The sequence below is a fragment of the Mesobacillus maritimus genome, assembly GCF_044803185.1.
Lineage (GTDB): Bacteria > Bacillota > Bacilli > Bacillales > Cytobacillaceae > Mesobacillus_B > Mesobacillus_B maritimus_B.
The window spans coordinates 1,974,083-1,988,600 of sequence record NZ_CP085225.1 but is presented as its reverse complement, the minus strand read 5'-3'; the positions used below and the strand labels follow the sequence as shown (position 1 = coordinate 1,988,600).

The 14,518-nt window shown below is 40.5% G+C and carries 11 protein-coding genes; 3 read left to right on the top strand and 8 right to left on the bottom strand.

The genetic code is table 11. The features are described 5' to 3' along the window. Positions 1-31: 31 nt before the first annotated feature. Entirely contained in the window at positions 32-670 is a 639-nt protein-coding gene (locus LG336_RS09400) for a hypothetical protein (protein ID WP_404332315.1), read from the bottom strand. Positions 671-960: 290 nt separating this feature from the next. Here LG336_RS09400 and LG336_RS09395 point away from each other — a divergent pair, with 290 nt between their 5' ends. Then, entirely contained in the window at positions 961-1,188 is a 228-nt protein-coding gene (locus tag LG336_RS09395; protein ID WP_404332314.1) for a hypothetical protein, read from the top strand. A gap of 559 nt (positions 1,189-1,747) precedes the next feature. Next, on the top strand, positions 1,748-2,632 hold the full coding sequence (locus tag LG336_RS09390) for a 3-hydroxyacyl-CoA dehydrogenase (protein WP_404333124.1): 885 nt from the start codon (positions 1,748-1,750) through the stop codon (positions 2,630-2,632). A 133-nt stretch (positions 2,633-2,765) separates the two neighbouring features. On the opposite strand, the gene LG336_RS09385 is transcribed toward LG336_RS09390, so the two are convergent. The 3 genes from LG336_RS09385 to LG336_RS09375 form a co-directional block, all read right to left on the bottom strand. Beyond that, the gene (locus LG336_RS09385; RefSeq protein WP_404332313.1) at positions 2,766-3,950 is read right to left on the bottom strand and encodes a M20 family metallopeptidase; all 1,185 of its coding nucleotides are present in this window, start codon (positions 3,948-3,950) and stop codon (positions 2,766-2,768) included. A gap of 18 nt (positions 3,951-3,968) precedes the next feature. Beyond that, a complete protein-coding gene (locus tag LG336_RS09380; protein WP_404332312.1) occupies positions 3,969-5,420 on the bottom strand; it encodes an MFS transporter in 1,452 nt (483 codons plus the stop codon). A gap of 346 nt (positions 5,421-5,766) precedes the next feature. Then, entirely contained in the window at positions 5,767-6,732 is a 966-nt protein-coding gene (locus LG336_RS09375; RefSeq protein ID WP_404332311.1) for a DMT family transporter, read from the bottom strand. 146 nt (positions 6,733-6,878) lie between these two features. On the opposite strand from LG336_RS09375, the gene LG336_RS09370 reads away from it, so the two are divergent. Next, complete coding sequence (locus tag LG336_RS09370; protein WP_404332310.1) at positions 6,879-7,730, top strand: LysR family transcriptional regulator; 852 nt, start codon at positions 6,879-6,881, stop codon at positions 7,728-7,730. Positions 7,731-8,335: 605 nt separating this feature from the next. Here LG336_RS09370 and LG336_RS09365 read toward each other — a convergent pair. The 4 genes from LG336_RS09365 to LG336_RS09350 form a co-directional block, all read right to left on the bottom strand. After that, positions 8,336-10,618: a helicase C-terminal domain-containing protein gene (locus LG336_RS09365; RefSeq protein ID WP_404332309.1), complete on the bottom strand. Its 2,283-nt coding sequence runs from the start codon at positions 10,616-10,618 to the stop codon at positions 8,336-8,338. Between the two features lie 278 nt (positions 10,619-10,896). Continuing rightward, a complete protein-coding gene (locus tag LG336_RS09360; protein WP_404332308.1) occupies positions 10,897-11,787 on the bottom strand; it encodes an acyl-ACP desaturase in 891 nt (296 codons plus the stop codon). A gap of 369 nt (positions 11,788-12,156) precedes the next feature. Next, positions 12,157-13,386 carry a Bcr/CflA family efflux MFS transporter gene (locus tag LG336_RS09355; protein ID WP_404332307.1) on the bottom strand — a complete coding sequence of 410 codons (1,230 nt, stop codon included), beginning with the start codon at positions 13,384-13,386 and terminating at the stop codon, positions 12,157-12,159. Positions 13,387-13,543: 157 nt separating this feature from the next. Further along, positions 13,544-14,311, bottom strand: a complete 768-nt coding sequence (locus LG336_RS09350) for an HAAS domain-containing protein (RefSeq protein WP_404332306.1) — start codon at positions 14,309-14,311, stop codon at positions 13,544-13,546. Between the last annotated feature and the right edge of the window lie 207 nt (positions 14,312-14,518).

Below are 14,518 nucleotides of genomic sequence, written 5' to 3'. Positions count from 1 at the left end.
GGTCACCTTTGGCGACCCCTTTTTGAAAGAATTACTTTTTCTTTCCGTTATTTTCTTTTTGATCCCGCTGGGTTGCGGCCTTTTCTTTTGCGTCTTGCGAAACTTGTTGTCCATGGTTGGTAGTCGTTTTGGTACTGCTTGTTTTATTTCCTGACGGCACAGGAGTAGTTGTTGCCTTTTTCGTACTACTTGTTGTGTTTCCTGTCGGCGCGGGGGTAGTCGATGTCTTTTGTACTTTTGGGTTTGTCGTATTTTCAGTTGGTTTTGTGGCTGAGCTTGTTGTACTTGTCTTTGATGACGTAGTAGTAGTCGTAGCCTTTGGTGATGATTCTTTTGTTGTCGTTGTCTTTTTCGTAACATCAGGAGTTGTTGTCGAACTCTTGCTAGGTGTGTTCGTATCCTGTTGATTAGCTGCCCTATTGTTTTTAGTAGCTGCTTTAGAAGAAAAATCGGTCCGGACCTCTTTTTCTTCAGCTGTTGGAGTCAGTTCTTTCTTCGTTTTTTCTCTTTGGCTAATTCCATTTTCTTTTATGATGTCTCCAGTTATAGATAAAGGATTAGCATCAGATATTCGTTGAAAAGCTTGTTCGACTAACAAAATGTTGCTGACTGAAAATGTAACAGAGCCCGCTAATACCATAGCAATGGCTCCCTTGTTTAATCCGTTCATATGATTCCCCTTGTGTTGTTTATGATTGTATTTATAAAATACGAACGAACCAACACATATTATGGGGGTAAACAAACAGAATTCTGAAAGTCTCTTTTTATTTCCTTTTACTGAAGCCACTCCCCAATAAAATATAAGTATTGGTGCCTGCCCCAGTGCACTAAAGCGTTCCCTCGCAGGGGGTCAGGCACCATAATTTTCTAGTTAAAAGACTATTTCCCACAAGGACAAACTCCCTTCCTTGTCTCCCCTGCATAGGATATGGCAGTGATTGGAAGGAGGAGATGATCATGTACACCATTATAACTGGAATGAATGGTACCGCTACGTATCAAGGGTATCCGCATGCAACCGTCGGGGCATGGGGTCAACACATTTTCCCTGGGCATCCGCAATTTTATAATATCGGAGGAACTCACTACAATATCCAACCACCTACCCAAGCTTTCCCACAATCTTTTCCATATTCAGGTCCTGCTGTACCTATTATTGTTAGACCATACGGTTATGGATGGTAAAGGAAAAAGAGACAATCATTTTGAATATGAATTGTCTCTTTTTTAAATTCTGGATGACTTAAATACAATTACTACCATTACTTGTAAATCTATAATTCAATAGATTCTTTTCCCTGAAATACCCCCTTTGTCCTCCATATCTCCTTTAAATCTTGGAATATGGCATATGCAAAGTGAAAAATGGTTTGTGCATCCTTGAGAGCTCTTGTCATGGACAAAATTCTCTTCATGATGCTCAAAATGTCCTTGAGAGCTCTTGTCATGGACAAAAATCCTCTTCATGATACTCAAAATGTCCTTGAGAGCTCTTGTCATGGACAAAAATCCTCTTCATGATGCTCGAAATGTCCTTGAGAGCTCTTGTCATGGACAAATTCTCCTCCATGATACTCAAAATGCCCTTGAGAGCTCTTGTCATGGACAAAACTCATAAACCACTTATGGAAAATAGCTAAATTTCAAAATATTATCCTCAATCTCTCCCAAACCTCTTCATTTTTTTCCAAATTAATGCAATAATATTTTAGGAAAGTAATCGTTTACAAGGGGGAAAATGATGATGAATTACAAGCATATTACTGTTGCTGGTTGTGGCGTTTTAGGGAGTCAAATCGCATTCCAAATCGCTTTCAAAGGATTTCATGTTGCAGTATACGATATTAATGAGGAAGCAGTAGAGCGGGCAAAAGAAAGACTCTTGAAACTAAAGCCTCGTTATCAAAAACATTTCAAGTCTACCGAGGAAGAAGTCAATCAAGCTTACAATCGCCTCTCTTTCTTCAGTGACTTATCGGAAGCAGTCGCAGAAGCGGACCTTGTCATTGAGGCTGTCCCTGAAGTCGTTCAAGTTAAATCTGATTTTTATAAGAAATTAGGGCAAGTCGCTCCTGAAAAAACGATTTTTGCGACCAACTCTTCTACTCTACTGCCAAGTCAATTCGCAGAAGATACGGGTCGACCAGAGAAGTTTTTAGCGTTGCATTTTGCCAATCAAATTTGGGTAAGCAACTCAGCTGAAGTCATGAAGCATCCTGGAACAGATTCGGAAGTATTTGATGATATGCTAGAGTTTGCCAAGGCTATTGGCATGGTTGCCTTACCGTTACATAAAGAACAACCAGGATATATTTTAAACTCCCTATTGGTTCCCTTGTTAGAAGCCGCTCAGTTGCTTCTAGTGAATGAAATTTCCGATGTGGAATCCATTGATAAAACGTGGCAAATTGCCACAGGATCCCCAAAAGGTCCGTTTCAGATTTTAGATGTAATCGGCATTACAACAGCCTATAATATCGCCAATGCAAAAGCACAGGCAGGAAATCCAGAATTTGAAAAGGTAGCACAGTTATTGAAGACTGAGTATATCGATAAAGGAAAACTTGGAATCGCAACGGGCGAAGGGTTTTATAGTTACAAAAAGAAAGCTGATTTACTAAACGTTTAAAGAATGGGTTAGGGTCATGAGGAGCATAGGGGGACGTACCTTGTGCTCCTCTCTCTATCCCTCAAAATTTTTCCCTTACCTAATACAAGGGACGTCCCCTTTGCTTCCAAAATCAAAAAAAAAGCAGGTGTCCCTACTCACAATAAGATGCGACAACAGAAGCCATCGCTTTCGCACTAATGATTAAGCTTTTCTCATTGATATCAAATTTTGGGTGATGGTGTGGAAAGGCCTCACCTGATTCAGGAATAGCACCCACATAGAAGAAACAACCCGGTACTTTTTCAAGATAGTAAGCAAAATCCTCTGAAGGCGGCTGTGGTCGTGTCTCCAAAACGGCTTCTACTTCTGGGATGGAAGCTTGTTCTAAAGCTTGCCGTACCTGTTCCGTTACTTCTGGGTCATTATAGAGGACTGGATAGTCATTTTTATATTCAAGTGTAGCTTTAACGCCATACGTTTTTTCTAACCCTTCAGCAAAGGCGTGTACCTCCCTTTCCACCACCTCTCGGGTCTCAGGGGACATCGTCCGAACATCTCCTTCAATGGTTACCGCATCTTTAATGACATTGAAGCTGCCCTTCCCGTCAAAGCTTCCAATGGTCACGGAAGCAGTGTCAAAGGGGTTGATTCGGCGACTGACGATTGTTTGGATATTCATGACAAAAGCACTTCCTGCGACAATCGCATCGTTTGCCAAATGAGGCGAGGAGCCATGACCACCTTTCCCTTGAATGAGTAATTTAAAATAAGATCTTCCCGTTTGCGTGTTGCCACTTCGATAATAAATATGACCGGTTTTCATATTCGACATCACATGAATTCCAAGAATTGCATCTACGCCATCCAGAACACCTGCTTTAATCATGCCAATTGCTCCACCAGGAGGCGTTTCTTCAGCTGGTTGATGGATGACCCTGATTGTTCCTTTTAATTGATCTTTCACTTCCGCTATGGTCTCAGCTAAAATCAACATGTAGGCTGTATGACCATCATGCCCACAAGCATGCATAACCCCTTCGTTTTTTGAGGCAAAAGGCAGACCCGTTTCTTCCTTGATTGGCAAGGCATCAAAATCCGCACGGATGGCAATCGTTTTTCCTGGCTTGGATCCTTTTATCGTGACCACAATCCCACGTTCACCACCGAAATTTGTCTCGACAGAATCAACAGGGACATTTTTATAGAAATCGGCAATATAGTTAGCCGTTTGTTCTTCATGGAAAGAAAGTTCTGGATGTTCATGGAGATAACGGCGAATCTCGATTATCCGATCCTTTTTTTCATCTAATTTCTTCATTAATTCGTTTGCTAACATTTGTCTAGCCTTCTTTCCTTAATGAGTAGGTTCAGGTTCTGGTTGCCCAGGAGGGTTTTTTAATGGTGCTTTCTTCGTTTCTTTTTCGGTCGATGTCTTCCCTGCATCTTTAGGGACCATAAAAATAATCGAGAGAATGGAGAGAACACCGAATGCGACATTTACGATAATCCCTATCGTTGCAGCCAGATTCAAGTTTCCATTTGCGGAAATGGTCGTGTAAACCGTTGCAGATATTGCGACACCAAAAGCCCCTCCCAGTGAACTCGCCATTTTATAAATCCCTGCAGCTTCTCCGACTTTGTGGGAAGGAGCATTGGATACAGATGTGTCTGTTGATGGAGTCGCATAGATCCCTAATCCAAGTCCAAATAAAGCAAAGCCAATAAAAACCACTACTGTGTACGCCAAGTCAGGTAAAAAAGTTAATCCCATCATCGCGACACCAACGGTCGTGATGACAGCTCCCCAAATCATCGGTGATTTTGCACCTGCTCTTTGCAAAATTTTCTCACCCACACGAATCATGGCTAACACAGCAACTAAATACCCAAGCGAAAGCATCCCTGATTGAAAGGGACTAAAGCCTCTCGCTACCTGGACATAAGTATTGGCGACAACAAGCGTCCCAGCAATCGCATTTAATAAGAAATTTGAGAAAGTGGCACCAGAATACGGTTTGTTTTTAAATAAGGCAAAGTCAATTAAAACAATCTCTTTGTTTTTTTCAATTTTATAGAACACGATGGCCCCAACAATGGCCACAACCGCTAGGACGATGGTAATGAGACTTGTCCAGCCTAAATCTGAGCCAAACGTAATAAATACATTCAATGCCACCATTGTGATAATAAAAACAACTAACCCGGTATAGTCAAATTTAAATGCACCAGTTGATTCTCCTTTGCTTTCTGGTGTATCTTTAATCAGCCACATACCAAGTAAAGAAAAAAGAATCGAAAAGATAAAAATCCATTTCCACCCTAGGTACGTTGCGATGGTACCTCCCGCGAAAGAAGCAACCCCTGAGCCTCCCCAGGATCCGATGGACCAATAACTCAAAGCCCGTTGACGTTCTGCTCCTTCAAAATAAGCTTTCATCAACGCAATGGTTGCAGGCATAATACATGCTGCAGAAAGTCCTTGAATCACACGACCGATGATCAATAGAACCGAACCTTGTGCCAATACAAGGCAAAGGGAGCCGATTACACTTAGGATCAACCCGATATAAGTCATTTTCTTGCGACCTATTTTATCTGCTAATCCACCCGCAGCAACAATGAACATTCCAGAGAATAATGCCGTTAAACTGATGGCAATGTTCAAGGTACCAAGTGAAATGCCCAAATCCTCCTGAACAGCCGGAACCACATTGACCATTGCTTGAGCAAACAGCCAAAACGTAATCACGCCAAAGACAATTCCCGTAATCATTTTATTCGTGCCTTTATAACTTGTTTTCTCCATAAGATTTCCTCCGCTTCATTTATTCGAATAAAAAGCGAACCTGCGTTTCACCACGACCATCCACAGAAACCATTTTGTATTAATGAGGTGGGTATAGACCCACAAATGATACCAAAGCATTTTGATCATCCACTTTTAATTAGAATAATCCACTTTTCCTATTTTAAACCACTTGCATAAAGAGGTGTTTTTTGGGATATCTAAAAATGAAGCCTAAATAGAGACAATCATTTGAATGAATTGTCTTTTTTTTACCTGCATTTTTAGATTTTCCAGGTCATTCTAGAAACAGAGTTGTGAAATAAGAAAGAAGCAAAGGGTACGTCCTTTGCTTCTTTGTTGACCGTTAAGATACCTGCTGACGTAATTTTGTTTGAACAGATTGGTTGGATTCTTTCTTTTGCAATCTGACGAAAAGATTGTTGGATAAAAGGGAAAGAATGATCAAGACCGTTCCAACTAAGTCAAAAACGGTTACATCATAACCTTGGAAAACCGAAACCAATAGCGTCGTGACGGGCACAAAGTTAATAAATAATAACGCATTAATCGGTGATAGAATGCTCACTCCGATGTTCCAACCTAGCAACGCGATCAACCCTGGAAAAACAATCATAAACAATAAATGTGGACTTGTGGCTTGGATGACTTCTCCTGACGGAATTGAGATGTAGCCAACCATGGTTGCACCAATCACCACGACAAGCGATGTCAGCGTGCCAAGGATACAAGTAAGCGTCGAATACCGCAAAGCGGACCATCCTCTAAATTCACTACCACCCATTGTGTAAATGACCCAGCCAACGACTGCAATGAAGATAAGAAAGGAAGGAATAAAATCATCCGTCGCACCTAGAAATGCTTTCATATCCCCTTTTGTAATCACGAACATCGCACCGATAAAGGATACCAGCACACATAGGAAGGTAAAGAGGTGGGGACGTTTTTGAAAAAACATCCAGACAATCACAATCGATATCATCGGCATTAATGACTCCATAATCGACGCGACCATTACCCCTGGTTCGCCTAATAAATCTTCTCCCCAGAAGATCAAGAGATTATAAACCGTAAACGCCATTGTCCCGAAAAACCACAATTGTAGACCTTTTCCTTCCATGCGAAAAGCCTGCTTTCCTTCTTTCCAGAGTAAGAGTACGACCAAAATAATCGTTACCGCCCCATACCGAATCAGTGTAAAATAAAATGGATCAATATGTTTGAAAGCTGCATGGGCGACAGGAAACATAGCTCCCCATGAAACAGCAGCAATAAAACATAAAATGGCCCCAAACAATACATTTTTACTCAATTTCCATCTGCCTACCTTCCTCAATAAATATAAGGTTCATTATCCATCCTTTTTGGTATCTCGTAAAATGAATAATGATGATAATCAATCATCATTATTTGTGATATCATATATCTATAGAAAAATAGACGGGGATGGGGAGCAAAATGGAATTTAAAGATTTAGAGATTTTTCAGGCAGTTGCGGAGCAAGGAACCATTACTGGCGCAGCAAAAGAGCTCAACTATGTGCAATCGAATCTTACAGCTAGAATACATAAATTAGAAAGTGAACTGAATACTCCCCTATTTAACCGACACCGCCGTGGGATGAGTTTGACACCTGAGGGGAAAAAGCTTTTAACTTATAGTCACAAAATATTGTCGTTAACAGATGAAATGAAACAAGCCGTTCGCAATCAAACGGTACCGTCCGGCAAATTAGAAATTGGGACCGTTGAAACCGTCATTCATTTACCTAAAATTTTATCTAGCTATATTAAAAACTATCAAAATGTCGATTTATCTGTATATACGGGGGTAACCGAAACACTACAAAGAGAAGTGCTCCACCATAAATTGGACGGAGCGTTCGTTACAGAATCAGACTTTCATCCAGACCTTGTATCGCATCAGGTGTTTCAAGAGGAACTTGTTTTAATTTCGGATATAGGGGCCATCACCCTGGAAGAGTTGAAAGAGAAACCATTTTTATGTTTTAGCAAAGGCTGTGGATACCGGGCGCGTCTTGAAGCTTGGTATAAAGACCAAAACATCACACCGAAAAGAGTGATGGAATTCGGTACCTTAGAAACCATCTTGCAAAGTGTCACCATGGGACTGGGTGTAACATTCGTTCCAAAGTCAGCCGTCACTCATATGGAACAAAACGGACTCATCCAATGCCATCGCCTTCCAAAGCAATACAGCACAATTAAAACGGTGTTTATTAGAAGAGCGGATGCCTATTTAACGACAACCATCGAAAAATTTATTGAAACCATTGAAACCAATAAATAGGATTCGTTTAGAGGCGCATGAGGCGTACCGTATGCTTCCATTTGAAATAAAATAAATGAAAGAAGCAAAGGGGTACGTCCGAGGGTACTGACTAAATTCACTACTTCAATGTGAGCAATCTGCTTTCAGAATTAGGAAAACGGTCATGTTGAGAGTTTCATACAGCACTTTTTCTTTCTTCCCTGCCATTTTGCTGCGCTATGAAGCTTTCATACAGCACTTTTTCTTTCTTCTCAGCCTTTTTGCTGCGCTATGAAGCTTTCATACAGCACTTTTTCTTTCTTCTCAGCCTTTTTGGTGCGCTATGAAGCTTTCATACAGCACTTTTTCTTTCTTCTCAGCCTTTTTGCTGCGCTATGAAGCTTTCATACAGCACTTTTTCTTTCTTCTCAGCCTTTTTGGTGCGCTATAGCCGTTCATGTGACCAATCTGCTTTCGATATTAATGAAGCAGTCACATTAATAGGTTCGGTTTCACCGATCTTAATAAGTCCTACTGTTTTCCTCCTAGACTCCAATAAATCCCTATTCGCTGATTGTGCACAACTTGGGCCTTATCCAAAATACGTTTTTCAGTGGTCTCGGTTCGTCCTTTGCTTCCATACCTCAAATAATCGTAAAATCTTCCCATTCAACAGGTAAAAGTTGTTGATATTTCTTAGTAAGAAAACGGTCATCTACCAGGACAATCGTGCCCGAATCAGTTTCAGACCTGATTAATCTCCCCCCTGCTTGAATCACCTTGTTGATTCCAGGGAAGGTATAGGCGTAATCATACCCATTTTTTCCGATTGATTGAAAGTAATCCTTTATAATGTTTCGTTCGAGACAAACCTGTGGGAGGCCGACCCCAACGACAATCACACCATTTAGCCTGTCCCCTTTTAGGTCAATCCCCTCAGAAAAAATCCCACCTAATACGGCAAAGCCAAGGAATGTTTGGTTATTTCCTTCTTTAAACTTCTCTAAAAACTGTTCCCGTTCTTCCTCTTCCATCTTATTCGTTTGGATGATGGTAGGAATATCAGGATAGGTTGTTGTTAGGTCCTCATAGACATTTTTCATATATTGATAAGAAGGAAAGAAAATCAGGTAGTTTCCGCTTCGCCCTTGAACTAGCTTTGAAAGCATGTCAACCAACTGTTTCTTTGTATGATCTCTGTCATGATAACGGGTGGATAATGGTTGAATAAATACTTCAGCTTGTTCTTTTGAAAATAACGAAGGTATCTTAATGGAATAGTCCTCCGCTGTGCCACCAAGCATATCGGCAAAATAAGGCAGTGGTAAAAGTGTGGCTGAAAAATAGACAGTGGTTCGAAACTTCTTACGAACCTGCTGCAGCAAATGAGAAGGATCCAAACAAAACATTTTTAGATGTACCTCATTTTTCTCCGCTTCCACATAAGTCACATATCGTTCATCGTACAGCTTGGATATTCGAACAAAACCGGTGGCAGTAAAATAAGTGTCTACTAGCAATTGCTGATGGTCTGACCTTGATTGTTGTAATAATTCAACCTCAGCATGACGGACAAATTCCTCAAGCATCTCGACCAAGTCAGCCTGTAACTCCTTTAGCACAAGATGCCCCTTTTCCGAACACTGTTTCTTTATTTCAATAAAATACTTATTTAGTTTCGTAACAGAATCGTATATGGTGGAACCCTTGTATTCCCGTTTTAGTGCAAGGAAGTTTGATTTTGACAATTCTGCTGAAAACATCTCTCGCGCACGATCAACTAGGTTATGCGCTTCGTCAATCAATAAAACAGATTGTTTTTTATGCTCATCAAAAAAACGCTTTAATGATACCTTTGGGTCAAAAATATAATTATAGTCGCAAATAATCGCATCCGCGATAGAAGCTATGTCCAAAGAGAACTCAAATGGACAAAGCGTATGCTTTCTCGCATATTCTTCAATGATGGTTCGATTAATAAACGTTTCATGAGAGAAAATATCCAACATTGCTTCATTGATTCGGTCATAATATCCATTCGCAAACTCGCAATATTCCTTTTGACAAAGGGTCTCCTCCTTAAAACAGGCTTTTTCCTTTGCCGTAATCGTCACAGCGCTCAAACATAAACCTTTCTTTTTCAAATGCGAAAAAGCATCTTCTGCGCTTTGTCTTGTAATGGTTTTTGCCGTTAAATAAAACATTCGTTCAAGCTTCCCTTCGCCCATCGCCTTAACCGTGGGGAAGATGGTCGAAATCGTTTTTCCAATTCCTGTTGGGGCATTGGCAAAGATATTCTTTTCCTCAGAAATGGTTTTATAAATGGCCCCCGCAAGCTTGCGTTGACCCTCACGGTACTTTTCAAAAGGAAAAGCTAATTCTTGAATGCTTTGGTTTCTACGTAATCGATGCTCATTTATAAGCGATGCATAGGGAGAATACTGCCTTACTAGTTCGTTAACAAATTGTTCAAGCTCCTGAAAGCTGAATCGCTTTTTAAATTTCTTTTGCTCATCAGTTGCGGTCTGCACGTAAGTTAATTGAGCACTCATTTCTTGCTGATCATGATCTTTTGCATAGATATAGGCATAAACCTTCGCCTGGGCCCAGTGCACAGGATTACTATCTTCTTCAATTAAACTCAAGTCCCTAGAAGTAGACTTAATTTCATCGATTAGGATTTCATCATCATGAAAAAGAAGCCCGTCACACCGGCCCTCAATCACGAAAATCATCGAATCATATTCGACTTCCGTCTTAAGAAAAACTTCCTTTTGATCGGTTTCTGCATACGTATTTTGAATCGCCTTGTGCGCTTTTGTCCCCTCGGTCATGGTGGTGGCCGTTCGAAATTGATTATCAATACTTCCACTTCTGAATACATATTCAACTAATGAGCGCACAGAGAGCTTTATTTCAGGTAGCATCCTTATCTCCTAATTTTTCAAATTATAGTATTGTAGCTTGTCTACGAGAATATAAAGAACAGACGGGAAACGTTGCGAGGTGTCGCAGAGGCGTTGCCCATTTTCTAAGTACAGCTTCTAACCCGACTTAAGCCTTTAGTTTTATAGATGTTTACACGACAAATCTTCAATCACTATTTTATCACTTTTAAACCTGTTATGTGGTTCCTTCTCCTGTGGGCAAATGCTTCCAATGTATAAAAAAGAATCAGCAAAATGACTCTGCTGATTCTTTTGGACTACTTGTTTTTATAATATCTATCTCTTACTCTCTTCAACCTGGAGTGATACTTTAAAATATCAAGCCTTGCTTTTTCCGCTTCTGGGGCAATCGGTCTTAATTTTTCTAACTCCCAGTACTCAACAATGACATCTAAAACTTGGTCGAAATATTCTAATGGACCATAGTTTGCCTCTTTAGCAATGATCGCCATCCGATCTTCGAAATCAGGCATCACGGCACCTGGCATTTGGAAGTTCTTGATCACATTCCCCAAATAGTAACAGTAATTAGGCTCTAATTGGAGATGAAGTTTTATCACATCGCGGTAAAAGGCATAATGTAGGGTCTCATCCTTTGCCAAGCGGCGAAGCATGCTGGCTAAATCCTTATCATGGGGACCAGCTACTTTGGCTACATTATAATAAAACACCATCGTTGCAAGTTCCTGCATCGAGGTATACACCATGGTTTCGAAAGGTGTATCGTAATCAGGATTCCAGCCATTCTCTAAAGTTTGTTTATGCAGTTGGTGAAGTCGATTAGGGTCTACATTACGGGTGATTAACAGGTAGGTTTCAAGCAAATTGGAATGCTGATCCTCTTCCGCTGTCCACGTATGGACAAAGTCCTTAATAATGGATAAGGAGCCTTTAAAGGTTTGGTCCAAATGAGAAGTAAACCAAGGAAGATTCACTTCTGTTAACAGCGCTGTTTCAACTGCTGTAATGATTGATTTAGGCAGGGTAACTTGGCTCTCATCCCAAGGAACACGCCTGAAATCCATTGCCTTGTCCCATGGCAAAAACTCATGGTACCCCCAATCGATTTTTTCAGCCCGCTTTTTATGTTCTTCGTACATTTCTTTCAGTTTTGGTTCCAATCTAAAGTCTAAATGATTTGTTAGCAAAGTAACGCCTCCATTATTTTAAAGTTAATAAAATGATTCAATCGATAAAAAGTGTTCGTTCCACCTCGATAATGAAGCTCTGCCCCATTAATAATCCCTCTTACAACTCCCAAACCAAACATGATTTCTATAATTTTAGTGAATAGTAGTTCCTCGAAAACTGTAAAAATTCGGATTATTTTCTGCGCCGGAATATTTTTACACCAAGTATTAGTACCTATTACCAAGTTCTATTATAACATATCCACTTGTTTTATGAGGAAAAAGAAGAAGCATAGGAACATATCCTATGCTCCACTTTCTAAATACATCGATGATACTCACTAAAACGAAACTAAAGAAGCAAAGGGGACATCCCCTTTGCTTCCTTCAGTTCCCCATCTTTAATTTTAGGCTGGATTTAATTTCTTTGGGTTTTGTTAATGTAAAGAAGGCCATTGCTCCAATCAATGAGGTGATAAACATGGTTGCCCCCATAGGCACGGCCGTGGTTTCGTTGATTCCAACAAGAGGTGAGACAATGGAACCGATTAACAGAGGCAGTAGACCTAACAAGGCACTCGCACTTCCTGCCCTATGTCCCTGTTTCTCCATGGCTAGTGTAAAGGAGCTTGTAAGGATCATCCCCATGGTTGTCATATAGATAAAAATAGGGATTACAAGCGATGCAATTGGCCCTTTAATGATGGTCATAATCAGGAGTACAGAAGTTGCACTTACGGCCGTAATAACGGCGATTCTTAGCAAGCTTCTTTCATGAATGAACGAACTAAAGCGCCCAATCATAAAGCTACCTGTAATGATGGCTAAACCATTTATCCCAAATAGTATACTAAACACCTGCGGAGATACTTCATAAATCCCCTGGTAAACAAAAGGAGTTCCCGCTACATAAGCAAAGCTTCCACCATGAATCAATCCAACGGTCAACGCATAGCCGATAAAGGATCGGTCCTTTATCAAACTTCCCATTGTGCGGACAGAGTGCCGAACCGAGCTTGGTGTCCGCTTTTCAGGTGGTAAGGTCTCTTTTAATTTCATCGCAGTCGTCAAAACGATGATCAGTCCAATTAGAGCTAAGAAATAAAAAATCGTATTCCAGCTTGCAAAAGGCAAAAGCAAGATGGCTCCTCCAGCCATTGGTGCCATTAACGGAGCAGTTGCATTGATGACCATTAAAAGCGCAAAGAATTTCGTCAGTTCCCGGCCACTAAATACATCTCGTACAACCGCACGTGAAAGGACAATTCCTGCTGAAGCCGTAAAACCCTGTAAAAACCTTGCGACAACCAAGGTCGCGATATTAGGTGCGAGCGCACATAATAGAGAAGACACTGCAAATAAAGAAATACAAACCAATAATGGTTTTCTTCTCCCCCTAGCATCACTGATGGGACCGACGACAATCTGACCAACCGCCAGACCAATCAAGCAAGTCGTTAAACTTAGCTGCACGAGGGAAGCACCTACACCAAGATCCTCCGCAATATTTGGAAAGCTCGGCAAATACATATCGATATTAAGAGGACCTAATATTCCCAGCATACTGAGAAGAAAAGCCAACCCTAAGCGTTCCTTCCCTGTCGGGTTATGATACATCCATCTCCAGCTCCTCTCCTTCAAATAAACATACTTACACATTTTAACATAGAAGCAAGCATGGGGACGTCGTGATTGGCTTCCTTTTGAAATAGAATAAACCCTTTCCCTTGAAGGAAAACCTACTAAAAAAAATCGGTATTTCCTTTTCTGGTTTTTATTTGGGAATAATCTTAGCTTTCTTCCTTCTTTCCTCTCTCCATAAATTCAAAAAGAGGACTACGAACATCAGTACAAAGGAAGCCAATTGAACGATAAGGATTCTTTCAACACTCCAATCCGAAAATCGGGACACCACATCCGGAATAAAGAGAATCGCTGGGAGCCAAATAGGAAACCAGGTTTTACTCCAAACCGCTGTTGTGACGAAAATACAGCAGCAAATCAAAATGACAATGAGATCTGTTATCCAATCACCGATAAAAAACGGGTCAACCAGAATAGAACTTACAACCAATAAGAGGACGGTTGTGACGGTGACAATTGAACTTGCGATCATTCCCCCAATAAAGAACTTCTTATTGGAATATTGTTTCCGACCCGCTTTTTGTAAAAAGGAAACATAGATGATAAGCCCAAACATAGCGATAATGGGGAACCCTATTACCTGTATGATATTTAAGGCAAACTCCCCCCTTATGGCAGGACCCATTAGGAAATAAGCAATGACCCCAAGAAAAAAGATGGGAAGAAGTTTGAATAAATGTTTATAATCCGTCCTCATTTCCTTTTTCAGTGAAGCCATATATTGTTCGGGTGTAAGGTCAATGATATCCTCAATCTTTCTCCCGCTTTTCTCCACTTCGACGAGATGATCCTTTAATTCCTCGATTAGCTCTTTTATTTCACGTTCATTTTTTCCTGACATCATTAAGTACATCCTCAGATTATCAATAAACGCCTCACTTTTTACTGAAAGCATCATTTCCTCCTCCATTCCTTACACACTTTTTATTTGGCTCTTTTCTCAAACTTTGTTGCACTTGGAAACAAAATAGGTTGGATTAAGCTTTGTTTCACTACAAAGTAGCCTTTTAATTATGAGAAAAGGACGTGCAAACCACCTATTACGTACGAAATAGCTTATCTTGCGTTAAAATCGGCTTTAGGTAGTAAAAATCGGCTTTAAGAT

Excerpts from the sequence above, each read along its gene's own strand:
- LG336_RS09365 (WP_404332309.1), bottom strand. The coding sequence starts at position 10,618 with ATGCTACCTGAAATAAAGCTCTCTGTGCGCTCATTAGTTGAATATGTA.
- LG336_RS09370 (WP_404332310.1), top strand. The coding sequence starts at position 6,879 with ATGGAATTTAAAGATTTAGAGATTTTTCAGGCAGTTGCGGAGCAAGGA.
- LG336_RS09400 (WP_404332315.1), bottom strand. The coding sequence starts at position 670 with ATGAACGGATTAAACAAGGGAGCCATTGCTATGGTATTAGCGGGCTCT.
- LG336_RS09380 (WP_404332312.1), bottom strand. The coding sequence starts at position 5,420 with ATGGAGAAAACAAGTTATAAAGGCACGAATAAAATGATTACGGGAATT.
- LG336_RS09350 (WP_404332306.1), bottom strand. The coding sequence starts at position 14,311 with ATGATGCTTTCAGTAAAAAGTGAGGCGTTTATTGATAATCTGAGGATG.
- LG336_RS09385 (WP_404332313.1), bottom strand. The coding sequence starts at position 3,950 with ATGTTAGCAAACGAATTAATGAAGAAATTAGATGAAAAAAAGGATCGG.
- LG336_RS09390 (WP_404333124.1), top strand. The coding sequence starts at position 1,748 with ATGAATTACAAGCATATTACTGTTGCTGGTTGTGGCGTTTTAGGGAGT.
- LG336_RS09395 (WP_404332314.1), top strand. The coding sequence starts at position 961 with ATGTACACCATTATAACTGGAATGAATGGTACCGCTACGTATCAAGGG.
- LG336_RS09355 (WP_404332307.1), bottom strand. The coding sequence starts at position 13,386 with ATGTATCATAACCCGACAGGGAAGGAACGCTTAGGGTTGGCTTTTCTT.